Raw genomic sequence first — 25,071 nt, 5'->3', positions numbered from 1 at the left:
GTTGATAAAGCGAGCGTAGATTTCTTGGAGAATCCCTTCCTTCTTTTTCGCGTGAAAATGAGTCAGACCGATACTATATTTTAGGTCACGAAAACTGGTCTCTATGCCCCATCTGTAGGTATAGAGATCTTTTAATTTTTCTGGAGAATAATCGGTGTTTGTCACCAAAGTTTCAAAGAAACCAGGCTTGATTTCAAGACGCACCATTCGGAAATGCAGCTCATAAAAGCTGGTCGGGGTGCTTTTTCGACTAGAACATGGCAGAAAGTCAAAGGAGGCATTATTAGGTAAAAAATGATACTGATTAGGGAAGTACCGATACAGGTGTTTCATCTCATTGGTTTGTTTGCGACAGATGTTTAGGTCAAATGCCTCATCAAAACAAGGAGTATCAGGGAGATGAAAACTCTTTTTCATAGAATTATTTCCATCGCGAATACGAATAATATACGACCAATTTTTCTCCTGGCAATGCGCCATGACATCGTAGGATTCATACCCCCTATCCATTATCACCAGAGCTTGTTCAAAAGGGACAACTCTCCATCATGTCGATGAAAGCTGCACGCTCATCAACCTCCCGATTATCCTGAATTCGTAGGTCATGGTAAATCTCTTGTTCAAGATTGTAGAGAGCATTGATATGAATGAGATTGTAAGGAGTGTGGTGTGGTCCAGTTTGGAACGAGGTCGTTTTATCAGAACGATTTCTTGGTAGAACCACATCACTACCATCAACAGCTAGGATAGGGAGATCTTTAGAAGTTGGAATTTTAGAAGTAATATTGGCAAACAGGGTTTTAAAAGCTTGATGTTTGATCCGATATCGTCGTTGGACAAAGGCAGATTGAGTGACTGGCAAATCTAAATCAAGTAGCTCTTTGGCTAAGGTATTACCACCCATGGTCAGTATAGCTTGAATCATGGTTTTCATCGTTAGCTGACTTTTCCGACTAAAATCTTTTTCAGGATGAAGCACAAACTGGTTTGCGGTGGAAACGATGTCGTTAATACTATCAAGTAAATGAGCTTTAATCTGATCTAGCATGACTTTTCCCCTTTTATTTTTAGTGTAACATAAAAACTAACCCACCACAAAATGTGATAGGTTAGTTAACTTAATGACATTGGACTTTTAATCCCGTTTTGTTTTTTCCTTGATCCATTGACTGACGTTGGACAGGGTTTTGCTTTGCTCTGCCTTGCGTTTTTGTTCGTGGACAAAATCTGCAAAGCTTTGCTTGACGCCGTCCTTTTGAACCTTATCCTGCAAATCATGCCATTTCTTTTTAAGGTTGCTGGAAGTCCGTTCGTAATAAATCTCTAAAATTTCTTCTTTTGACTTATAATTGCGATAGAAAGCGTTGCGAGAAACTCCCGCTTTACGAACCAATTCAGATACCGAAATTTGCTTGAGCTCCTTTTTCTCTAGGAGAAATAGCAGAGCAGTTTCTATTGATTCCTTAGTCAGTTGATTCGCTTCTTTATTTGATTGATAGAGGTTTTTCAAAGATTGGGGTGAAATTTTACGACCTGCCATAGTTTTCCTTTTCCGAGTGTCACATCTGAAAGAAAATGCTTTCAGATGGGGTAGTTTAATGATATAATTGTAAGTAAATAGAGATTTATTGTCAAATAAAAAAGTAAAATTGGAAATGAGAATATTATGTCAAAATGGAAAATTGTTGCAGATTCGGGCTGCGACTATCGTCAATTATCTAATCTAGCTCCGGATACAGAATTTATTAGTGTGCCACTTACCATCCAGGTTGGAGAACAAGCATTTGTTGATGATGCGAGCTTGGATATTGATCACATGATGGAGGTGATGGAAGCATCTAAGTCTGCAGCTGGGTCGGCATGTCCAAGTCCGCAGGCTTATCAGGCAGCTTTTGAGGGAGCTGAGAACATTATCGTTGTGACGATTACAGGTGGGCTATCGGGTAGTTTTAATGCGGCACGTGTAGCTAGGGATATGTATATCGAAGAGCATCCGAATGTCAATATCCATTTGATAGATAGTTTGTCAGCCAGTGGGGAAATGGATTTACTTGTAGACGAAATCAATCGCTTAATTGGTGCAGGATTAGATTTTCCACAAGTAGTAGAAGCGATAACTCACTATCGGGAACACAGTAAGCTCCTCTTTGTTTTAGCGAAGGTTGATAATCTTGTTAAGAATGGAAGACTGAGCAAATTGGTAGGCACTGTCGTTGGTCTTCTCAATATCCGTATGGTTGGTGAGGCAAGCGCTGAAGGAAAATTAGAGTTGCTTCAAAAGGCGCGTGGTCATAAGAAATCTGTGACAGCAGCCTTTGAAGAAATGAAAAAAGCAGGCTATGATGGTGGTCGAATCGTCATGGCCCACCGCAACAATGCCAAGTTTTTCCAACAATTCTCAGAGTTGGTAAAAGCAAGTTTTCCAACGGCTGTTATTGACGAAGTTGCAACATCAGGTCTATGCAGTTTTTATGCTGAAGAAGGCGGACTTTTGATGGGCTATGAAGTGAAAGCGTGATTCACAGAGTAACACTCAATGAAAATCAAAAGTAGCCTAGGAAACGAAGTCGAAGATAGAACTCTGTTACTATCTTATTTCAAGGTAACAGGCTGAAAACCTCCACTGGAGCTTTTCACTCATCAAGGCTCTTGACAACGGATAATTTTGATTTTCGAAGAGTATAACAATTTTGGGATGTAATTTCCACTATAGAATAATCCCCCTCGTCTTTTAAGTTCGAGGGGGATTATTTGCATGAGGTTATTAGATTTCATTCATTCAAATATCTTACAAGTTGCTCCAGCTTATCTGCAAAATCTTGTTCAAAGAAGATCTGTAAGAAATCAGCATTCTGTCCGCTGAAATAATAACACTTTCCAAACATGTGTTGGATGCTAGGCGAAAGAATCCCCTTGCTTAGCTGAAAGGTTACGCTCCCTTTGGAAATTCGATACGGGATGTTCAAATCGTATTTCTCTAAGCAATCTTTTATTTTATTCCACTGAGCGTGATAAATATGATGAAGATGCTGTGTGTTCCGTGCAAACATACCGTTATCAATGTAGAGCGAGAGAGCTTTTTGCATGATAAGATTGGTATCGTAGTCGATTAGACTCTTATGTTTGATGAAGGAATCACGTAGCTGATTAGGAAGGCTGATTGCACCGATTCGGAGGGCTGGAAAGAGTGTCGGTGTAAAAGATTTTATGTAGATGACACGATTATCTGTATCAAGATAGTGTAAAGGTAGGCTATGACTAGAGTCGAAATCTGCCAAATAGTCATCCTCAATGATGTAGACATCGTATTGCTTTGCTAATTTTACGATGGCTGTTTTTGTTGCTATATCATAGGTTGAACCGAGAGGATTGTGCAAGCGAGGAATTGTGTAGAAAAACTTAATGTTTCCAGTTTGGAAGATACTTTCCAATTCTTCTAGGTCAATTCCATCTAAATCCCGTTCAATTGTTTGATAGGGGATTCCTTGATGTCGAATGAGCTCGATCATTCGTGAGTAGGTAGGGTTCTCTATCAAGATTTCTGTTTTTCCAGCCAAGGTTTCCATTTGTGTGAGAATATATAGAGCTTGTTGACTACCAGCTGTGATAACCAGTTGGTCTTTTTTTGTATAGACATGATAGTCCATTAACAGACTTTGAACGGAGGAAATCAGTTCTGCCAATCCCTCTTGCTGGTGATAGTAGTTGAATAGGTAATTTTCCCGCCCAATAAGACTTTCGTTTAGACAAATCCGAAAATCTTCATAGGGTAATTCTTGAAAGTCTGCAGGATTGAGCTCTACAGTATGGTCTTGGAAATCTCTATCTTCTAAGATATAATAACCGCTTTTTTCGACAGCGTAGATCTTATTTTGGTACTTTAATTCCAACATAGCCTTTTGGACAGTGTCTTTACTACAATGATATTGTTCGCTGAGTTGACGGATAGAAGGTAATTTCTCTCCACGTTTGAATCGGTGTTCCTCTATTCCAGTCAAAATATCTTGGATGATAATTTGATATTTTTTCATCTAAGCCCCCTTTTTTATAGACTATGTTACTAGCTAGTATATAGGAAAAGTTTCAGAAATACAATATATGAATAAGGGGGTTGAGGTTCAGGAATTAAGCTACTATATGGTATAATTAAGTGATGAAAATAATTATACCTAATGCAAAAGAAGTAAATACAAATCTAGAGAATGCCTCGTTTTATCCCCTGTCTGATCGAAGCAAGCAGGTGCTGGATGCCATAAGTCAATTTGATGTAAAAAAGATGGCTGCCTTTTATAGATTGAATGAAGAAAAGGCAGAGTTAGAAGCTGATCGTTGGCATCGAATTAGGACAGGTCAAGCAAAAACCTATCCAGCCTGGCAGTTATATGATGGTCTCATGTATCGTTATATGGATAGGCGAGGTATAGATTCGAAAGAAGAAAATTACCTACGTGACCACGTTCGTGTTGCGACAGCCTTATACGGGTTGATTCATCCTTTTGAATTCATTTCACCTCACCGCTTAGATTTTCAAGGGAGCTTAAAGATAGGCAATCAGTCTTTGAAACAGTACTGGCGACCGTATTATGACCAAGAAGTTGGTGATGATGAACTGATTCTCTCACTGGCTTCGTCAGAATTTGAGCAGGTGTTTTCTCCACAGATTCAGAAAAGATTAGTTAAAATTCTTTTCATGGAAGAAAAAGCAGGTCAGCTAAAAGTTCACTCGACTATATCAAAAAAAGGTAGAGGAAGATTGCTGTCCTGGTTGGCTAAGAACAATATTCAAGAATTATCGGACATTCAAGATTTTAAGGTGGATGGCTTTGAATATTGTGCTGAAAAATCAACAGAGAATCAGCTGACTTTCATACGTTCGGTTAAAATATGAAAAAAAGAACAAGATTCCAAAAAGAATAAGATAACGTTTTTCATCACTAATATGGCTACGTGGCTAGTAAAATATTGTTTTTTGTGATACAATAGGTGAGTTATAAGTAAAAGGAAGGTTGTTTATGAAGAAGAGAAGCAGATGGAGGAAATCGCCTAAGCTTAAGTTGCTAAATTTTGCGCTTTGGGGGCTATATGCCATTATTCTATGTCTGTTCTTAGTGACTATGTATCGCTATAACATCCTAGATTTTCGGTATTTGAACTATATTGTAACAATCCTGTTGATAGGGGTTGCAGTATTGACTGGCTTGTTGATGTGGCGTAAGAAAGCACGCATATTTACAGCACTCTTACTTATTTTTTCACTGGTCATCACTTCTGTCGGAATCTATGGAATGCAAGAAGTTGTAAAATTTTCAACACGACTAAATTCAAATTCGACATTTTCAGAATATGAAATGAGCATCCTCGTCCCAGCAAATAGTGAGATTACAGATGTTCGACAGGTCACTAATGTACTTGCTCCGGCCGAATACGATCAAGACAACATCACTGATTTATTAAATGATATTTCCAAAATGGAGTCTACTCAATTAACTACAAGTCCGACGACCTCTTATCTAACAGCCTACCAAGCTATGCTAAATGGTGAGAGTCAAGCAATGATTTTCAACGGAGTTTTCACCAATATTTTAGAAAATGAGGATTCAGACTTCTCTTCAAAAGTGAGGAAAATATATAGTTTTAAGGTGACTCGGACTGTTGATACAGCTACTAAGCAGGTGAGTGGAGACAGTTTTAATATCTATATCAGCGGCATTGATACATATGGTCCAATTTCGTCTGTTTCGCGTTCAGATGTTAATATTATTATGACTATTAATCGTGCTACACATAAAATTTTATTGACAACTACTCCACGAGATTCTTATGTTGCTATCGCAGATGGTGGGCAAAATCAATACGACAAATTAACTCATGCTGGTATTTATGGTGTCAATGCCTCTGTGCATACCTTGGAAAATCTTTATGGTATTGATATTAGCAACTATATTCGTCTCAACTTTACATCCTTCCTACAGTTGATTGATGTGGTTGGAGGTATAGATGTAGAAAACACCCAAGAGTTCACAAGTGGTGAGCATACTTTCCCGGTGGGAACAGTACACTTAGATGCAGAGCAAGCGCTAATCTTTGTTCGTGAGCGGTATTCGTTGGCTAATGGTGATAATGACCGTGGTAAAAACCAAGAAAAAGTCATTGCAGCACTTATAAAAAAATTGAGCTCACCAGAGAATTTACGTAATTATCAAGCTATTTTAAATAGTTTAGAAGGATCTATTCAAACGGATCTAAGTATTGAAACAATTATAGGCTTAGTTAATACGCAATTAGAAGCCGGCACACAGTTTACAGTGGAGTCACAAGCGCTAGTTGGAAATGGGCGAACAGATTTGCCTTCTTATGCTATGCCGGATTCACAACTTTATATGTTGGAAATAAACCAAGAAAGTTTGGAACAAACAAAGGCTGCTATTCAGTCAGTATTGGATGGAAATTAAAAAAATAGGGAGAAAACATGAATAATCAAGAAATGAATACAATCGAAATTGATATTTTACTCTTACTGAAAACGATTTGGAGAAAAAAAATCTTTATCCTTCTGCTGGGACTATTAGGTGCAGGGTTAGCTTTTGCTTATAGTAGTTTTTTGGTAACGCCGCAATATGATTCGACAACTCGTATCTATGTAGTTGGGCAACATGCTGAAGCTGGCGCGGGATTGACAAATCAGGATTTACAAGCTGGGTCTTATTTGGTAAAAGACTATAAGGAAATCATCCTATCACAAGATGTACTGACACAGGTGGCTACAGAGTTGAATTTGAATAAAAACCTAAAAGAAAAGGTTTCCGTTTCTATTCCTGTTGATACTCGTATTGTTTCTATCTCCGTGCGTGATGCGGACCCAAATGAAGCAGCTCGCATTGCAAATAGTCTCCGTACTTTCGCATCACAAAAAATCATCGAAGTTACAAAAGTGAGTGATGTGACAACACTTGAAGAGGCTGTCCCAGCAGAGGAGCCATCAACTCCTAATACCAAACGCAATATCTTGCTTGGTTTATTAGCCGGCAGTATCTTGGCAACAGGTCTCGTGTTGGTTATGGAAATTTTGGATGACCGTGTAAAACGTCCTCAGGATATCGAAGAGGTAATGGGATTGACCTTACTTGGTGTAGTGCCAGATTCGAAGAAATTGAAATAGGAGAAAAATATGGCGACATTAGAAATTGCGCGTACGAAGAAAGAATTAGTAAATAAGACGGAAGAATATTTTAACGCTATCCGTACGAATATTCAACTCAGTGGGGAAGATATTAAAGTGGTTGGCATAACTTCTGTCCAATCAAATGAAGGAAAGAGTACAACAGCAGCTAGTCTTGCTATTGCCTATGCTCGTTCTGGCTACAAGACAGTCCTGGTTGATGCCGATATTCGAAACTCAGTGATGTCAGGTTTCTTTAAGCCAATTACGAAAATTACTGGTTTAACTGATTATTTAGCAGGAACTACTGATTTATCTCGAGGGCTATGTGAAACAAATATTCCTAATTTAACAGTTATCGAGTCTGGTAAAATATCACCAAACCCAACTGCCCTTCTACAAAGTAAGAATTTTGAGAACTTATTAGCTACTCTTCGTCGGTATTTTGACTATGTGATTGTTGACTGCCCCCCTCTAGGGATGGTAATTGATGCTGCAATTATTGCTCAGAAGTGTGATGCAATGGTTTTAGTAGCAGAGGCAGGAAATGTCAAACGTTCAGCCGTGAAAAAAGTAAAGGAACAGTTGGAGCAAACTGGAACACCGTTCTTAGGCGTTATCTTGAACAAGTATGATATTGCAACTGAGAAATATGGTGATTATGGAAATTATGGTAACTATGGAAATTACGGTAAAAAAGCTTGATTTTTATTATATGAGCTTTGATTAAGTAGGTGTTAGTATGATTGATGTTCATTCGCATATTATATTTGGTGTGGATGATGGTCCAAAGACAATTGAAGAGAGTCTAGATTTGATAGGAGAAGCTTATCGTCAGGGGGTTCGCTTCATAGTTGCTACTTCTCATAGACGAAAAGGGATGTTTGAAACTCCTGAGAAAATTATTATGACTAATTTTGTTCAAGTAAAAGAGAGAGTTAAAGTAGCTTATCCAGAAATGACTTTATGTTATGGAGCGGAACTTTACTATAATAAGGATATCCTAAGTAAACTCGAAAAAAAGGAAGTTCCAACTCTTAATGGAACGCGCTATATTCTCCTAGAATTTAGTAAGAATACTCCTTGGAAAGAAATCCAAGAGGCTGTGAATGAAGTAATGTTACTTGGACTGACTCCACTACTTGCCCATATAGAGCGTTATGATGCTCTGGCATTTCAGTCAGAGCGAGTAGAAGAGTTAATCGACAAGGGGTGTTATACTCAAATTAATAGCAACCATGTGTTAAAACCAGGTTTAATTGGTGACCGAGCAAAAGAGTTTAAGAAACGGGCACGGTACTTTTTAGAGCAGGATTTGGTGCACTGTGTGGCTAGTGATATGCATAATTTATCAAATAGACCTCCGTTTATGAGAGAGGCTTATAAGTTAATAACAGAGGGATTTGGGGAAGATAGAGCAAAAGCTTTATTGAAAAAGAACCCTCTTATGTTATTAAAAAACCAGGTGATTTAAGCTGGTTACTCTAGATTTTGGAGAAAAAAATGGATTTAGGAACTGTTACCGATAAACTGTTAGAGCGCAATAGCAAAAGATTGATACTTATATGCATGGATACTTTTCTTATTGTAGTTTCCATGAATTTGAGTAGACTGTTCTTGGATATTATTATTGACATTCCAGATAAACGTTTCATTCTTGCAGTTTTATTTGTATTGATATTCTATCTGATTATTTCAGTTAGATTAAAGGTTTTTTCGTTAATTACGAGGTATACCGGTTATCAGAGTTATGTAAAAATAGGGTTGAGCTTGATATCTGCTTATTCATTATTTTTAATTATCTCAACGATTTTATGGCAGAGTTTTAGTTATCGCTTCATCTTAGTATCCTTATTTTTGTCATATGTATTGCTCATTACCCCAAGGATTGTTTGGAAAGTCTTGCATGAGACACGAAAAAATGCTATTCGTAAGACGGATAGCTCACTGCGAATTTTGGTGGTAGGTGCTGGAGATGGTGGAAATATTTTTATCAATACCGTCGAAGATCGAAAATTGAATTTTGAAATTGTCGGCATAGTCGATCGTGATCCAAATAAACTTGGAACATTTATCCGTAACACCAAAGTTTTAGGAAACCGCAATGATATTCCACGCTTAGTAGAAGAATTGGCAGTTGATCAAGTAACGATTGCTATCCCTTCCTTAAATGGTAAGGAGCGAGAGAAGATTGTTGAAATCTGTAATACTACAGGAGTGACTGTCAATAATATGCCTAGTATTGAAGATATTATGGCGGGAAACATGTCTGTTAGTGCCTTTCAGGAAATTGACGTAGCAGATCTTCTTGGTCGACCAGAGGTTATTTTGGATCAGGATGAGTTGAATCAGTTTTTCAAAGGGAAAACAATTCTTGTCACAGGAGCAGGCGGCTCGATTGGTTCAGAGTTATGTCGTCAAATTGCTAAGTTTACGCCTCAACGATTGTTGTTGCTTGGACATGGGGAAAATTCAATTTACCTCATTCATCGAGAGTTGCTAGAAAAATATCGAGGTAAGATTGAGTTCGTCCCTCTCATCGCAGATATTCAAGACAGAGAGTTGATTTTTAGCATAATGTCTGAGTATCAACCTGATGTTGTTTATCATGCTGCAGCACATAAGCATGTTCCTTTGATGGAATATAATCCACATGAAGCAGTGAAGAATAATATTTTTGGAACGAAGAATGTGGCTGAGGCGGCTAAAACTGCAAAGGTTGCCAAATTTGTTATGGTTTCAACAGATAAAGCTGTTAATCCGCCAAATGTTATGGGGGCGACTAAGCGGGTAGCAGAAATGATTGTTACTGGCTTAAATGAAACAGGACAAACACAATTTGCTGCAGTAAGGTTCGGAAATGTTTTAGGTAGTCGTGGAAGTGTTGTTCCTCTATTTAAGGAACAAATCAAAAAAGGTGGTCCAGTTACCGTTACTGACTTTAGGATGACTCGTTACTTCATGACTATTCCAGAAGCCAGTCGTTTGGTTATCCAAGCAGGACATTTGGCAAAAGGCGGAGAAATCTTTGTCTTGGATATGGGTGAGCCTGTACAAATTCTGGAATTGGCAAGAAAAGTTATTCTGCTGAGTGGTCATACTGAGGAAGAAATTGGAATTGTTGAATCAGGTATTCGTCCTGGGGAAAAACTCTACGAGGAATTACTATCAACAGAAGAACGTATCAGCGAACAGATTTATGAAAAAATATTTGTAGGTCGCGTTACAAATAAACAATCGGATATTGTCAATTCATTTATCAATGGATTACTCCAAAAAGATAGAAATGAATTAAAAGATAAGTTGATTGAATTTGCTAAACAAGAATAAGAAAGTAAAAAAATATTTTTACTTTCCTAGAGTTTAAACGATGTTTAGGCTCTAGGATGGTTGAAATACTTAATGAATATAATATTGGAGAGTCGGTTCCAAGATATTTAAAATTTAGTAAATTTGCTTTACATTATTAGGAGACTATCGGCTTTTATAGATGTGAATGAGTTGATAAGAATAAAATGAAAAATGGAGATGAAAATGTATCCAATTTGTAAGCGCATTTTAGCAATCATTATTTCAGGAAGTGCTATTGTTATTCTAAGTCCAATCTTATTATTGATTGCATTGGCAATTAAATTAGATTCTAGAGGTCCGGTACTATTTAAACAAAAACGAGTTGGTAAGAATAAAAAACACTTCATGATTTATAAATTCCGCTCTATGTATGTAGATGCTCCAAGCGATATGCCAACCCATCTTTTGAAGGATCCTACAGCGATGATTACAAAAGTAGGAGCTTTTCTACGAAAGACTAGTCTCGATGAATTACCTCAGCTATTCAATATTTTCAAAGGAGAAATGGCCATTGTTGGTCCACGTCCAGCCCTATGGAATCAATACGATTTGATTGAGGAGCGAGATAAATATAGAGCAAATGACATTCGTCCAGGTCTGACTGGTTGGGCTCAAATTAATGGCCGTGATGAGTTAGAGATTGATGAAAAGTCAAAATTAGATGGCTACTATGTTGAGAATATGGGGCTTCTGCTTGATATTAAGTGTTTTTTTGGAACGTTTATTAGTGTAGCAAAAAGTGAAGGTGTCGTCGAAGGCGGAACGGGGCAGAAAGGGAAGTCATGAAAAGAGTATTGATAACAGGAGCAAACTCATATATTGGAACTTCGTTTGAAGAATACGTAAAAAATAAGGATAGCAATTTTGAAATTGATACCCTTGATTTATTAGATCCAAATTGGGAAGAGTTTGATTTTTCAGGCTATGACTCCTTGTTTCACGTGGCTGGAATCGCACATTTTTCAAAAGATGAAAGTCAGAAACAACTTTACTATGATGTTAATACAGAATTAACCTATAAAGTTGCCTCCAAAGCTAAACTGTCGAATGTACAACAATTTATCTTTATGAGCAGCATCATCGTCTATGGTGATAGTTCAAGTTCAGAAAGGATTATTACTAGAGAAACAGTTCCAACTCCTTCTGATTTTTATGGAGATAGTAAGTGGCAAGCAGAAAAAAAACTGTCAGGCTTAGCCAATGATGACTTTAAAATTGTTATCGTTCGTCCTCCGATGATTTATGGAAAAGGATCGAAGGGAAATTATCCTCGGCTTGCCAAATTAGCACGAACATTGCCAGTATTCCCAAAATTTTCAAATAAACGGAGTATGCTACATATTGACAACTTGTGTGCCTTCATCGAAGGAGTTATTATAGCGGGAGAGCGGGGAGTCTTCTTTCCTCAAAATAAAGAATATGTATGTACCTCAGATTTAGTGAAAAGGATCGCTGCTTCTCATGGAAAAAAAATCTATCTGGTATCCATTTTCAATCCCTTCATCAAGTTATTGTTTCATTTTGATACAGTGAAGAAAGTATTTGGAAACTTAGTTTATGAGCAGGAAATAAGCCAATATACTTTTGAGTATCAGTTAAATGATTTTGAAGAGACTATTAGATTAACGGAAGAATAATTAATGAGGTGATTGTTTGAAAAAACATATCTTAGTAGTATCTCAGTACTTCTACCCAGAACAGTTTAGAATTAATGATATTTGTACAAAATTAGTAGAAAGAGGCTACAAGGTTACGGTTTTGACAGGAATTCCTAACTATCCTTCGGGCTCCTACTACGATGGGTATCACTTTTTCTCAAAAGGAGAGGTTTTCAATGGGGTAGAGATTTTAAGAATACCTTTAATTCCTAGAGGAAAAAGTAAGATTGGGCTAGTTCTAAATTACTTCAGTTTTGTTTTATCAGGATATGTTTGGACAAAATTGACTAAAGTAGACGCTGATGCAGTATTTATTTACGAGGTCTCTCCGATGACACAGGCGCTACCAGGGATATGGTATAGTTTTAAACGGAATATACCTGTACTGCTTTATGTAATGGACTTATGGCCCGAAAATGTTCAAATTGTAGGAGGAATCCGTAGTGTACAGGTTATTAAGTATTTAGACAGAATGGTCGATTATATTTACCATAATGTAGACAAAATATTGACTTCCTCTCAAAGTTTTCTGAAAAAAATTAAACAGAGGGGAATTGAACAGCATAAATTAGTATTTTGGCCTCAATATGCAGAAGATTACTATTCACCAGTGAAAGTGCACATAGAAAATGAAATAGTTTCTGGGAATAGTTTAAATATTACGTTCGCTGGAAATATAGGAGAAGCACAGGGCTTAGGAATTTTACCAGAGGTTGCTCTTGAGTTGAAGAATACTGATGTGCCAGTTATGTTCAATATTATTGGTGAAGGTCGTTATAAGAGCACATTGATACAGGAAATTGAGCGTTTAGAAGTAAAAGAATATTTTAATTTTATCGGTCAAAGAAAACCAGAAGAAATTCCTTATTACTTTGCTAATAGTGATGCTTCGCTGATTATTCTTGCTCAAAATGAGCTATTTGATATGACTATACCGGCTAAGTTGCAATCGACTATGGCATGTGGCATTCCAATTATTGCTTCATTGAATGGAGAAGCCGCTCAGATCATTAAAGAATCCCAAGCTGGCTTAGTCAGTGAAGCTGGAGATGTTAGAGGGCTCATTGATAATATTTTAGAGTTTTCAAAACTCACTCCTAACAAGAAGGAAATTTTTGGAATGAATGCACTACACTATAGTGAGACCTATTTTAACAGAGAAAGTTTGTTGGATGAGTTGGAAAAACTGGTATCAGAATAATGAGTAGTTTGAAGAGTGAAAAAGTTATGAAAATTTTACAGATAAATACGGTAATCTCATATGGTTCTACGGGGATTATTTGTCAAAATATAGCGCGAGGTCTAATTGCGAACGGGCATGATTGTTTGACGGTATATGGACGTGGAAATGATGTTGAAGATATTCCTACAAAGAAAATTGGGAATAAGTTTGAGCAAGGACTTCATTATTTACGTAGTCATTTTTGGGATCAACATGGGTTAGGTTCTCGTTTTGCAACACGGCAGTTAATACAAATTATCAGAGATTACCAACCAGATGTTATTCATTTGCATAATATTCACGGTTATTATGTAAACTATAGGATTTTATTTGAAGAATTGCGCGCATTGGCTATTCCAGTTGTTTGGTTATTGCATGATCAATGGGCAATTTCTGGAGGTGCGGCCTATATTGAGAATAATATCCAGATTGTGGATGGAAGGCCTATAAAGATAGTTAGAACACAAGAAGAAAAGAAGCAGTACCCATCTGTAGCACGAATATCATTTAGTCGTTTTGAACAAAATATTCGTGATAAATATCAGGTTATTACTGCAATGACTAATTTGACTCTTGTAACACCTTCTTGTTGGTTGACTCGCTTTGTTGAAGATTCATTTCTTAAAAAATTTCAGGTGTTGACTATCTACAATGGTATGGATACAAGACAGTTTAGCGTTGATTTACCCAGTAAAACAGAAAAAATCAATATTTTAGGAGCGGCCAGTGTTTGGGATGAAAGAAAAGGACTGAAATATTTTTGTCAGCTAGCTGAAGACCTTGGTGATAATTTTCAGATTACACTGATAGGTGTCGATGATAGCACGTCACTGCCATCCAATATTATAAAAGTTGGTAGACTAAACAGTTCTCAGATGGTTCACTATTATAATCAAGCGGATATTTTTGTGAATCCGACATTGGGTGACAATTTTCCATCTGTTAATGTGGAGGCTCAATTATGCGGGACACCAGTTATCACCTTTGATACTGGTGGAAGTAGCGAGAGCATATGCAGGGAGACAGGGAAAGTCATAAAAAAAGGGGATTACAAACTTCTGTTACAAAGTTTGCTTTCCATAAAAAACAAGGATTATCAAACAGCCAAAACGACTCGAAAACATGCTGAGAAATTTAGCACAGATGTAATGGTTAATAAATACATTGAATTATTTAGAAATCTTCTATAATATTAGGTGCACTAAACCAAGGAGGGATTGCCAATGAGTTATAGCAAAGGAGTTCCTAGAATTTTATACGTTAGTGGAGGAACTATTGATAATGGTGGGATTTCTACCTATATGAGAAATTACTATCGAAATATAGATAAAAGTAAGCTACAGATAGACTTTTTGGTGCATGGAGAGAAATCAGTCCATGATGATGAGATCATCTCACAAGGTGGTATGATTTACTACGCCCCTATCAAGCGAGACAACCCTATAGAAAATACAAAAATAGTTACCAAAATTTTGAAAAGCGGAAAATATTCAGTAGTTCATGCACATATGGATGGAATGAATGGTCTATTTCTTAGGCAGGCAAAGAATTGCGGAATACCAATTAGAATTTCTCATAGTCACAACACTGATTTTCTTACTAGCAATTTATTAAAGCTTTTATTGCATAAGTTTAGTAGATTATTAATTGGAAGATATGCAACAGACTTGTGGGCTTGTTCAGAAGAGGCAGGTAGATGGCTGTACGGAAAGAATCAGTTTCAATTAGTCAGAAATGCAGTTACTATTAAAAATTTTGAATTTTCTGCCGCAACTAGACAGAGGATTAGAAAAGAATTTGGTTTTGAAGGTAAATTCGTTATCGGTCACATAGGCAAGTTGTCCTACCAAAAAAATCAATCCTTCCTAATTGATATTTTTGATAAATTTCAAAAAATAAATGAAGATTCTATATTGGTATTGGTAGGAGAAGGAGAAGATAAACTTTTGTTACAAGAAAAGGCTAATCGGTTAGGTCTTTCCTCTAAAGTCTTTTTTTTAGGAGAGAGGGATAATGTTTCGGACTTACTCAATGCTTTTGATGTTTTTGTTTTTCCTTCCCGTTTTGAAGGATTAGGGATTGTGGCAATCGAAGCTCAAACAAATGGGTTGTACTGCATATGTTCTACAAAAGTGCCTAAGGAAGTAAATATTACAGGAAATGTGATTTTTCATAATTTGGAAGAATCCGTAGATGAATGGGTCGATTCAATCCGTAATATTTCTACAAGAGATATAAATTCGAAAGAAAAAGTGTTCAATGCTGGTTACGATATTGAGTTTGCTGCTAGAGAATTAGAAAAAAAATATTTAGAATTAGTGGAAAAATGAAAAAAGTATTATTTATAACTAATATCCCATCACCATATCGAATTGCTTTCTACTCATTATTAGGGCATTACGTTGATTTAACCGTTATTTTTGAAGCGCGTGGAGCTTCAGGAATTAAATTTAATTATTATGATGAATATAAGAATTTTAAGGCTATTTTCTTGTCGGACGGAGATATTAATGAAAGAAAGATAAATTTTGGGATTTTTAAATATATAAGAAAAGGTTATTTTGATTATATATTTTTGACAAACTACGGATATGCTACAGAGCTTGCTGCCTATTTAAAATGCATTTTCTGCAAAATTGATTTCAATTTAGAAGTAGATGGTAGTAAATTTAGTAACGAAAGTAGGTTGAAATTTCTATTTAAGAAATTTTTATTCTCCAAGCCTAAAAAAATTTTTAGCCCTAGTCAAACTACAGATTCTTTTTTTAGAAATTATGGAGTTTCTTCAAAGAAAATTGTGCGCTACAATTTTACTTCAATAACAAAGAGTCAAATATTGAATGAGCCAATCAACATTGAAACAAAAAATGAATTGAAAAGAGAACTGGGGTTAAAAGAAATTCCAACAATATTATTTGTAGGTAGGTTAATTAAGCGTAAAAGAGCGGACTGGCTGTTAGAAACATTACAGCTAATAGATAGAAATATTCAATGCGTAATAATTGGGACAAGCATAGATAGCTCGTATAAAGAATTACTAGAAAAACTTGCTTCCAAAGTATCCGATGTACATTTTATTGAGTTTTTAAATACAGAGGAGTTGGAGAAATATTATAGGGCAACGGATTTATTTGTATTTCCAGCAGTTAATGAAGTATGGGGATTGGTAGTTAATGAAGCAATGGCCAAAGGTCTCCCCGTTATTTCAACAATTGGTTGTGTTGCAGCAACAGAATTAATAAAAAATAGTTTCAATGGTTATGTTTTGTCAGAAAATAGGGATTCTGTGAACCTATCATTTTTTATTCAAGAAGCTTTAGATAATCTAGATACTATGGGAAAAAATAGTTTGCAATCAGTAAGAGAGTATTCAATAGAAAAAATGGTTTCTCAACATTTACAATATATGGGGGTGGATTTTGAAAATTTCAGTGGCGATGACAACATTTAACGGAAAAGACTATCTTGTACAACAGTTAGACTCAATTCGTATTCAGACAGTAGCACCACAAGAAGTGGTTATTGTAGACGACTGTTCTACAGATGGAACGATTGAGTTAATTAGTGAATATATAAAAAATTATCAACTTGAGCATTGGAAATTGATAGTAAACAGAGAAAATGTTGGATGGAGAAAAAATTTTAGAAAGGCTCTATCATTCACTTCTGGAGAAATTGTATTTTTAGCGGACCAAGATGATATATGGAATAAAACTAAGGTAGAGGAGACAGTTTTACAATTTTTAAATGAAAAAAATGCAGAAGTCATAGTAACTAATTATGATGTATTGTACGATGGCAGAAAAGAAAGAGTTCGAATAAAAAATATTAATAAAGATGATAGGACATTGAAACGTATCAAGTTTACATATAGAACGATATACGTTTTGCGACCAGGTTGTACTTTTGCTATCAAAAGGAGTATTCTTGATATGATGAGACAATTTGATGATCCGATTCATGCTCATGACTGTATTATTTGGAACTTAGCAATTATAAGAAATTCATTATATATATTTAATAGAAAACTTATTTATTTTAGAAGACATATAAATAGTGCTTCCACACCAGTATCGGGGTTGAGCAGGGAGAGGCGAGCGAGTGAAATAAGATTAGCAGAAGATTTGTCACACTTTCTAATCAAGGTTGAAAAGCATGTAAATGTAAATAGTAATTACTTTTACTCTCACAAACTTCAAAGAATAGTAAATTTTTTAAAAAAACGTCGAGAAATTATTTTAGATGGGAATATCTTGCAATTACTTATGTTCCAATTTAAGTCATTCTATTTCTATCCGACATTAAGGAATTTATTGTCTGATATTTTGGTTTTTTTGATGCCATAAATTAAAAATCATGTTAGTCATCTATATGAGTGTTGCTCTAGGTAGCAGAAAGGTAAGATTATGAAAAAAATAAAAGGGAAAATGCAACAATTGTATGCTATAAATATAAACTACGGCTGCTACCTAGCGTTATTAGAAGGAATATCAGCCGTTTTAGGTCAACGGAGTAGACTAGGAAAATATTTTTTTTATAGAAAACACGAAGCCGCTAAACAATATTTATGTAAAAAATATAAAGCAATTATTGATAAGTATAGAGAAGAGGAATATTGTGAGAGTGTAGTTGATTTTAACAGAATTTGGTTTTTTTGGTGGCAAGGAGAGCAAAGTATGCCAGAAGTTGTTAAATTGTGCTATCAAAGTCTACATAATTACTATGACCAGTCGAATATTTTTTTGATTACTCAAGAAAATGTTCACAACTATATTGATATTCCTGATTCAATATTAAAAAAAGTTAACAATAGAAACTTCACACTTACGATTTTTTCTGATTACATTAGATTATCTCTATTGTCAAAATATGGGGGTATCTGGTTAGATTCTACTATTCTCTTGACTAATGCTCTAAACGAGGATGATAATGCTTATTTTTTTAGTATAAATTATGGAAATCCAGCAATGGCTTACCATGTGTGTATGGGAAAATGGATGACATCTCTTATCGGTGTAGGTAAAAATACAGGGATAGAGTTCTGTCAGGAGTTGTTTGAGGTTTATTTTTTAACAGAGAGTACTCATCTGACCTACCTTCTCTTGGATTGTGTATTGGCATTAGCTTATGAAATATTTCCAAGTTTTAAAGAATCAATTGATCGAGTAAAGATAGAAAATACGCAGGTTGGAAGGTTAGATCAGTTATTAAAAGGTTCTTCCGATAGAGAACTGTCTACTATTTTAGAGGAGCAATCCATTCACAAACTGTCTTATAAGTCTATATATAATAAAAGAAATTATGAGTATTTAAAAAGAATTGTAGAGAGAAGTAATGAATAAAATAGCGAAAAACTATATATATAACATGGTTTACCAACTTCTTACTTTGGTCATACCGTTATTAATGACACCATATATTTCAAGGGTGTTAGGAGCCTCGCAACTTGGAATTTACGATTATAGCAACTCTGTTGTAACTCTAGTTGTTACGATATCACTGCTTGGAGTAGGACATTACGGCAGTAGGGAGATTGCTTATGTTAGGGATGATGGGCCGCTCCTATCAAGAACTTTTTGGAGCATTTTATTAACACAATTTTTTTTAGGGTTAGTATGTTTTGGAGTTTTTTGGGGAGTAGCAATCTCATCTAATTATTATATATATACTATTTCTTTTGGTTTTTGGGTTCTAGGGACAATTATCGATTGCACATGGATATATGTAGGGGTGGAGGATATGGAACATGCAGTGGTAAAAAATATCATTGCAAAATTATTGTTCATACTAGGGACATTATTATTTGTCAAGACACCCGATGATTTGATGATATATATTTTTTTAAATGGATTATCTGTTCTGTTAGCGAATATATTAGCCTATTCTAGCTTGAGAAAATATATTTCAAAACCAACTTTTCATATATCTCTGATTTGGAGACATATCATAGGTTCTTTAAAATTATTTTTACCAGTAGTTGCAACTCAATTACTACTCTCGATTAATAAAATTATTCTAGGTACTCTAGTTACGGATATAGCTGATGTAGCATACTATGGAAATGCGGAGAAGATTGTTCAAATACCATTATCGTTAATCATGGTTATGAATACAGTAATGATGCCAAGATTAGCTAATGAGTTTCGTAATAAAAATAGAGATAATATTGAGAGATATATGGCGTTATCTTCAGGCTTTTCAATTTTTTTGTCTGTCCCATTAATGGTAGGCATATTTATTATTTCTGACTCCTTTATTCCATGGTTCCTAGGTTCAGAATTTATTAGTTCTATATCTATAGTAAAAATGTTGACGCCTATTATTCTGTTCAACACTTTGTTGGGTATTTCAGGAAATCAGTATTTGGTTGCTACAAATAAAATGAAGCCTCTCTTAATCTCAAATATCTTATCTGCAGTAACTAATATAGTTTTAGATTTAATCTTAGTTCCATATTTTGGTATATATGGAATATGTATCGCCACAATCGTTGGACTATTGGTGGCACTATGTATCCAGTATAATACTATAAGGAAAGAAATCAGTATTTTATTTATATTTCGTTATCTAATTAAGTATTTATCAATGGCCTTGGTTATGGGATTAGTCATAAAGGTTTTATTCTTTAATGCAGAAAGCGTTATCGCTACTACAGCTTTTCAAGCTTTAATTGGTTTAGTTGTATATGTTTTAATAGGTATCGTGCTTGGAGATGAAATATTATTTAAATTGTATAATCAGTTTACAAAGAGCTTTGGGAGAAAATCATGATATCACTTTTGTTTTACTTTATGTTTTTTGTTAATTTATTTCTTGTGGTAAACAAAAAGAGTTCAAAAACAATAGCTAGTATATCCTGGGTAATTTTGTTATTTGTATATGGTGGTAATATTAGGGCTGGTTTTTCAGATTTAACTTATTACAGACAACGTTACTATGAAAATCTTAATTCGATTATTTTTGATGATAAAGGGTATGTATGGTTGGCAGACTTCTTTTCTCACAATGATGTATCTTTCCAAGTGTTTTTGGCAGTCATTTTTATTATTTCATCAATCTCTATTTATTTTATCGCTAAAAAACTGCAATGTAACTATAATTTGTTAATATTACTCTTTTCGTTGTTTTATTTTTTCTATAGTTTAGAGGTTATTCGTTTTTTTATTGCAAATAGTATCGCTTTGGTTGCATATTATTGGTTATTTCATCAAAAAAGGTTATTTTTTATTTTAGGAATGATTATAGCTTATTTTTTCCATGCCTCAATTATTTTTTTGCTACCATTTGTTTTCTTCTATTCTATTAAAGATGGAAATAAAAAAATCAGCTTACTAATAGTCGTCTCGGTATTTTTAATTGTTATGAATTTACTGAATGGGAATCAATCAAGTTATTTGATAGGTTTATTCGGTCCAATTTTTAATAGTGATAGTTTGAAAGAGCGTATTCAATTTTATACAGGTGCTTCAACAAGATTAGGTTTTTTGATATATTATCTGTATTTTATATTTAATATGGTGACAATTTATCATATTCGAAAAATTAGCTATCATATTGAGAATCTTCCCTTAAATAAATTAAAGGTTGTTGCTGGGGTCTATCAGCAGAATTTATATTGTGTAATATTTCTTCCATTGATAATGTTCAATGTTACATTTTTCAGGTATATTATTTTTACTACAACTTTAAACTTTGTATGCTACGCAATGATTTTTCCTTATCTAAAGAAATCATTTAGTAAAAATAATAATCATTTAGTGATAATTCTCTCTATCACAGGTTTTACAATTTTATGGTGGATTATGAAAGAAAATGTTTTAATGTTTTATGAGGCGCTACAGGTGAATATGTTTAATTAGGAGAAAAAAATGTCATTATTTTCAGGAAAAACACTATTAATTACAGGTGGAACAGGTTCTTTCGGGAATGCTGTGTTAAATCGCTTTTTGGCGACAGATATTGCAGAAATTCGTGTTTTTTCTCGCGATGAGAAAAAACAGGATGATATGCGCCATGAATTTCAGGCTAAAATGCCCGAAGTTGCACATAAAATTAGTTTCTACTTGGGAGATGTCCGTGATTTGCAATCGGTTAAAAATGCCATGCACGATGTGGACTACGTATTTCATGCGGCTGCTTTGAAGCAGGTGCCATCTTGTGAATTTTTCCCTATTGAAGCAGTGAAGACAAATGTGATTGGAACGGAGAATGTGCTGACAGCGGCTATTGACGCAGGTGTTGAAAGTGTTATCTGTTTGTCAACGGACAAAGCTGCATATCCAGTGAATGCTATGGGAACTTCTAAAGCGATGATGGAAAAAGTTGTTGTGGCTAAGAGTCGAACAACTACAAAAACGAAAATCTGTTGTACTCGTTATGGAAATGTTATGTGTTCACGTGGTTCCGTTATTCCTCTCTGGATTGATCAGATTAAATCAGGTCAGTCACTGACAATCACAGATGGTAGCATGACACGTTTTATCATGAGCCTGGAAGAAGCTGTGGATTTGGTCCTTTTTGCTTTTGAAAATGGGGAACCAGGAGATATTCTTGTTCAGAAGGCTCCTGCTTGTACGATTCAAACACAAGCAGAAGCAGTGTGTGAGTTGTTTGGAGGAGATAAAGAAGCGATTCGTGTCATTGGGGTTCGTCATGGGGAAAAAATGTATGAAACCTTATTGACAAATGAAGAATGCGCCAATGCAATTGATTTAGGTGATTTCTATCGAGTTCCTTGCGACAATCGCAATTTGAATTATGATAAATATTTCAATCAAGGAGATGTTGATCGTAATCCACTGACAGAATTTAATAGCAATAATACAGAGTTGTTATCAGTAGAACAAACCAAGGAAAAAATTGCTTCCCTGGCCTACATTCAAGAAGAAATGGCAAAGTTAGGAAAATAGGAATGACAAAATATACAGAAGTAAATTGGAAAAACAATGGCAAGTTAAAACTCTTGATTATTGTTGGAACTCGGCCAGAAATCATTCGCCTATCAGAGGTTATTAAGAAAACTCGTCGTTATTTTGATGTAGTTCTAGCCCATACTGGTCAAAACTATGATTACAATTTAAATGGTATTTTCTTTCACGATTTGAATTTGGAAGATCCAGAGGTCTATCTGAATGCGGTAGGTAGTGATTTGGGTGAGACCATGGGAAATATTATTGCAGAAAGCTATAAGCTAATGGTTGCGATTCAACCAGATGCAGTACTTGTTCTAGGTGATACCAACTCTTGTCTTTCTGTTATTGGTGCTAAACGCCTGCATATTCCTATCTTCCACATGGAAGCTGGAAACAGAAGTAAGGATGAGTGTTTACCTGAAGAGACCAATCGCCGTATCGTAGATATTATTTCTGATGTCAATATGGCTTACTCTGAGCATGCCCGTCGTTATCTGGCTGACAATGGCTTACCTAAGGAGAGAACCTATGTAACAGGTTCGCCGATGGCTGAGGTTTTGAGGGTGAATTTAGAAAAAATTGAGTCTTCGGATATCCATCAGCGTTTGGGTCTTGAAAAAGGGCGCTATATTCTGTTGTCTGCGCACCGTGAAGAAAATATTGATACCGACAAGAACTTCATCAGTTTGTTCACTGCTGTAAATAAGATGGCTGAGAAATACGATATGCCAATTCTGTATTCTTGCCATCCACGCAGTAAAAACAAGCTGGAATCATCAGGTTTTGTTTTGGATAAACGTGTTATCCAGCATGAGCCGTTAGGATTCCATGACTATAATTGTTTACAGATGAATGCTTATGCTGTCGTTTCTGATTCAGGAACTCTACCAGAAGAATCGAGTTTCTTAACTTCAGTTGGCAAGCCTTTCCCGGCAGTTTGTATTCGGACCAGTACAGAGCGCCCAGAAGCCTTAGATAAGGCAGATTTCATTCTTTCTGGAATTGATGAAATTGGTCTTCTGCAGGCAGTTGATGTGGCTGTAGCTATGAATGAGCACAAACATTTAGGGTTGCCAGTACCTGATTATGTGGATGAAAATGTTTCAGATAAGGTTGTAAAAATCATTCAGTCCTACACTAGCATCGTCAATAAGATGGTTTGGCGCAAATACTAAGGAGACTTCCTATGAAAATTTTAGTAACGGGCGCAAAGGGAATGGTTGGAACAGCATTGGTAAATCACTTGAAGACGATTCAAAGTGGAAAAAACAGAACGCGACCCAATATCCATATCCAGTCCATTTTTGAATATGATATAGACTCGACGATTGAGGAATTAGAGCAATATTGCCAAGAGGCGGACTTTGTTTTTAATCTTGCGGGTGTGAATCGTCCAGAGAATATCGAAGAATTTATGCAGGGCAATTTTGGCTTTACCAGTCAGCTATTGGAACAGCTCAAAAAGTACAATAGTAAGGCCCCTATCATGTTATCTTCTTCTATCCAGGCAACCTTAATTGGGCGCTATGCTGAGGGAGAATATGGGAAAAGCAAGCTGGCAGGAGAGGAATTATTCTTTCAACATGGCCAGGAACAGGGAGTAAAAGTAGCAGTTTACCGTTTCCCAAATTTGATGGGGCATTCCAGACCCAATTATAATTCGGCTGTATCAACATTTTGTTGGGCGATTGCTAATGATCAACCTTATTCTGTTTCAGATCCCAAGGCGGAAGTCGAACTGCTCTACATTGATGATTTAGTAGATGGTATGTTGGATTTGTTGGAGGGCAAGGAAGTTTATTGTAACTATGAGGGGCTAACTCCAGTTGAGGATACTAATGGCAAATATGCTTGGATTCCAACCACTCATCGTGTTACCTTGGGAGAAATTATTGCTCTCTTGCAATCCTTCAAGCAACAACCATTGACTTTAATGATGCCTAAGATACCAGCCGATTCCTTTGCGAAAAAACTATTTTCACTCTATCTGACTTACTTGCCGACAGAAAAGTTCAAATATGGTCTAAAAATGAATGTGGATGATAGAGGTTCTTTCACGGAGTTGTTACACACAGCTGATTGTGGTCAGGTTAGTATCAATATTAGCAAGCCAGGTATTACCAAGGGGCAACATTGGCACAGTAGCAAGTGGGAGCAATTTATAGTAGTTAGTGGCAGAGGTCTGATTCAGCAGAGAAATATTGTCACAGGTGAATTTGTGGAATTTGAAGTATCTGGAGACACTATTGAATCCATTTACATGATTCCTGGTTGGACTCATAATATTATTAATCTATCAGATACAGAAAATTTAGTTACAGTTATGACCTGCAATGAGATTTTTGATCCAAATCGACCAGATACCTTTTTTGAAGAAGTTTAATAAAGTGACAGTTTTCTTGAATATATAGTAAAATTCTCCTAATTATGGAACATAACTACGATTAATAATTTCTATGTGGTGTTTGGAATAGTTCTTTTCCAACTCTTTATCAAGAATGATATGTTTTGGTAGTCCGGAATGTTTTCAGAATAAGTATTGAAGAGTCAGCTAGAATATGAGGGTTAATTGTATTTTTTGAAGTTTTACTATAATCACAATTGTTATTTTTAATGGATTCATTTTATATCTTAGATAGGCAAGGGTTGTGGAGATGTTTTAAGAGTAGCACTGATAAATGGTTGATAATGGTTGCATATTTTGTAACCGCCCAATAACGGAGTATATTGAAAAACGTTCCAAAGCATAAAACTCTGGAACGTTTTTTA

At 35.6% G+C, this 25,071-nt stretch carries 22 protein-coding genes and 1 pseudogene; 20 read left to right on the top strand and 3 right to left on the bottom strand.

Annotation, left to right across the window (positions count from 1 at the left end; translation table 11 throughout):
- Together K5Q29_RS02270 and K5Q29_RS10835 are read right to left on the bottom strand one after the other, a co-directional pair.
- Positions 1–1,048, bottom strand: a pseudogene (locus K5Q29_RS02270) (IS4 family transposase); the annotation flags it as partial.
- Positions 1,049–1,135: 87 nt separating this feature from the next.
- On the bottom strand, positions 1,136–1,540 hold the full coding sequence (locus tag K5Q29_RS10835) for a TetR/AcrR family transcriptional regulator (RefSeq protein WP_014736032.1): 405 nt from the start codon (positions 1,538–1,540) through the stop codon (positions 1,136–1,138).
- 126 nt (positions 1,541–1,666) lie between these two features.
- Between K5Q29_RS10835 and K5Q29_RS02260 the strand changes: the two genes are divergently transcribed.
- On the top strand, positions 1,667–2,518 hold the full coding sequence (locus K5Q29_RS02260) for a DegV family protein (protein WP_024415093.1): 852 nt from the start codon (positions 1,667–1,669) through the stop codon (positions 2,516–2,518).
- Between the two features lie 253 nt (positions 2,519–2,771).
- Here K5Q29_RS02260 and K5Q29_RS02255 read toward each other — a convergent pair whose 3' ends face one another.
- Positions 2,772–4,031 (bottom strand): PLP-dependent aminotransferase family protein, encoded by a 1,260-nt coding sequence (locus tag K5Q29_RS02255; protein WP_105139289.1) that lies wholly within the window; start codon positions 4,029–4,031, stop codon positions 2,772–2,774.
- A gap of 122 nt (positions 4,032–4,153) precedes the next feature.
- Here K5Q29_RS02255 and yaaA point away from each other — a divergent pair, with 122 nt between their 5' ends.
- The 19 genes from yaaA to K5Q29_RS02160 all read left to right on the top strand — a co-directional run bounded on the left by yaaA (position 4,154) and on the right by K5Q29_RS02160 (position 24,685).
- Positions 4,154–4,888 carry a peroxide stress protein YaaA gene (gene yaaA / locus K5Q29_RS02250; RefSeq protein ID WP_105139288.1) on the top strand — a complete coding sequence of 245 codons (735 nt, stop codon included), beginning with the start codon at positions 4,154–4,156 and terminating at the stop codon, positions 4,886–4,888.
- Positions 4,889–5,012: 124 nt separating this feature from the next.
- Entirely contained in the window at positions 5,013–6,452 is a 1,440-nt protein-coding gene (locus K5Q29_RS02245; RefSeq protein WP_105139287.1) for an LCP family protein, read from the top strand.
- Between the two features lie 17 nt (positions 6,453–6,469).
- Positions 6,470–7,159 (top strand): YveK family protein, encoded by a 690-nt coding sequence (locus tag K5Q29_RS02240; protein WP_105139286.1) that lies wholly within the window; start codon positions 6,470–6,472, stop codon positions 7,157–7,159.
- A 9-nt stretch (positions 7,160–7,168) separates the two neighbouring features.
- Entirely contained in the window at positions 7,169–7,864 is a 696-nt protein-coding gene (locus K5Q29_RS02235) for a tyrosine-protein kinase (protein ID WP_024402810.1), read from the top strand.
- A gap of 37 nt (positions 7,865–7,901) precedes the next feature.
- Complete coding sequence (cps4B, locus tag K5Q29_RS02230; protein WP_105139285.1) at positions 7,902–8,633, top strand: capsular polysaccharide biosynthesis protein Cps4B; 732 nt, start codon at positions 7,902–7,904, stop codon at positions 8,631–8,633.
- A gap of 29 nt (positions 8,634–8,662) precedes the next feature.
- Complete coding sequence (locus K5Q29_RS02225; protein ID WP_105139284.1) at positions 8,663–10,489, top strand: nucleoside-diphosphate sugar epimerase/dehydratase; 1,827 nt, start codon at positions 8,663–8,665, stop codon at positions 10,487–10,489.
- Positions 10,490–10,693: 204 nt separating this feature from the next.
- A complete protein-coding gene (locus K5Q29_RS02220; RefSeq protein WP_105139283.1) occupies positions 10,694–11,296 on the top strand; it encodes a sugar transferase in 603 nt (200 codons plus the stop codon).
- A complete protein-coding gene (locus K5Q29_RS02215) occupies positions 11,293–12,147 on the top strand; it encodes an NAD-dependent epimerase/dehydratase family protein (protein WP_105139282.1) in 855 nt (284 codons plus the stop codon). The genes K5Q29_RS02220 and K5Q29_RS02215 overlap by 4 nt, the downstream gene beginning before the upstream one ends.
- A 16-nt stretch (positions 12,148–12,163) precedes the next feature.
- On the top strand, positions 12,164–13,369 hold the full coding sequence (locus K5Q29_RS02210; RefSeq protein ID WP_105139281.1) for a glycosyltransferase family 4 protein: 1,206 nt from the start codon (positions 12,164–12,166) through the stop codon (positions 13,367–13,369).
- Complete coding sequence (locus tag K5Q29_RS02205) at positions 13,369–14,580, top strand: glycosyltransferase (protein ID WP_221876900.1); 1,212 nt, start codon at positions 13,369–13,371, stop codon at positions 14,578–14,580. Before K5Q29_RS02210 ends, K5Q29_RS02205 begins: the two co-directional genes overlap by 1 nt.
- Positions 14,581–14,613: 33 nt before the next feature.
- Complete coding sequence (locus K5Q29_RS02200) at positions 14,614–15,720, top strand: glycosyltransferase family 1 protein (protein ID WP_105139279.1); 1,107 nt, start codon at positions 14,614–14,616, stop codon at positions 15,718–15,720.
- Positions 15,717–16,841, top strand: a complete 1,125-nt coding sequence (locus K5Q29_RS02195; protein ID WP_105139278.1) for a glycosyltransferase family 4 protein — start codon at positions 15,717–15,719, stop codon at positions 16,839–16,841. The genes K5Q29_RS02200 and K5Q29_RS02195 overlap by 4 nt, the downstream gene beginning before the upstream one ends.
- Complete coding sequence (locus K5Q29_RS02190) at positions 16,810–17,736, top strand: glycosyltransferase (protein WP_172699653.1); 927 nt, start codon at positions 16,810–16,812, stop codon at positions 17,734–17,736. Before K5Q29_RS02195 ends, K5Q29_RS02190 begins: the two co-directional genes overlap by 32 nt.
- Positions 17,737–17,796: 60 nt before the next feature.
- Positions 17,797–18,732, top strand: a complete 936-nt coding sequence (locus tag K5Q29_RS02185) for a capsular polysaccharide synthesis protein (protein WP_105139276.1) — start codon at positions 17,797–17,799, stop codon at positions 18,730–18,732.
- On the top strand, positions 18,725–20,161 hold the full coding sequence (locus tag K5Q29_RS02180) for a flippase (RefSeq protein ID WP_105139275.1): 1,437 nt from the start codon (positions 18,725–18,727) through the stop codon (positions 20,159–20,161). Before K5Q29_RS02185 ends, K5Q29_RS02180 begins: the two co-directional genes overlap by 8 nt.
- On the top strand, positions 20,158–21,249 hold the full coding sequence (locus tag K5Q29_RS02175; protein WP_105139274.1) for an EpsG family protein: 1,092 nt from the start codon (positions 20,158–20,160) through the stop codon (positions 21,247–21,249). The genes K5Q29_RS02180 and K5Q29_RS02175 overlap by 4 nt, the downstream gene beginning before the upstream one ends.
- A gap of 9 nt (positions 21,250–21,258) precedes the next feature.
- Positions 21,259–22,299 (top strand): polysaccharide biosynthesis protein, encoded by a 1,041-nt coding sequence (locus K5Q29_RS02170; RefSeq protein ID WP_105139273.1) that lies wholly within the window; start codon positions 21,259–21,261, stop codon positions 22,297–22,299.
- Positions 22,300–22,301: 2 nt separating this feature from the next.
- Entirely contained in the window at positions 22,302–23,477 is a 1,176-nt protein-coding gene (gene wecB, locus K5Q29_RS02165) for a non-hydrolyzing UDP-N-acetylglucosamine 2-epimerase (protein ID WP_105139272.1), read from the top strand.
- Positions 23,478–23,488: 11 nt separating this feature from the next.
- A complete protein-coding gene (locus K5Q29_RS02160) occupies positions 23,489–24,685 on the top strand; it encodes an NAD-dependent epimerase/dehydratase family protein (protein ID WP_024399709.1) in 1,197 nt (398 codons plus the stop codon).
- The last annotated feature ends 386 nt before the right edge of the window (positions 24,686–25,071 follow it).

The sequence above is a fragment of the Streptococcus sp. 2018037 genome (genome assembly GCF_019754195.1).
Lineage (GTDB): Bacteria > Bacillota > Bacilli > Lactobacillales > Streptococcaceae > Streptococcus > Streptococcus hashimotonensis.
The sequence above is the reverse complement of the archived record's forward strand: the minus strand, read 5'-3'. Positions and strand labels throughout refer to the sequence as shown.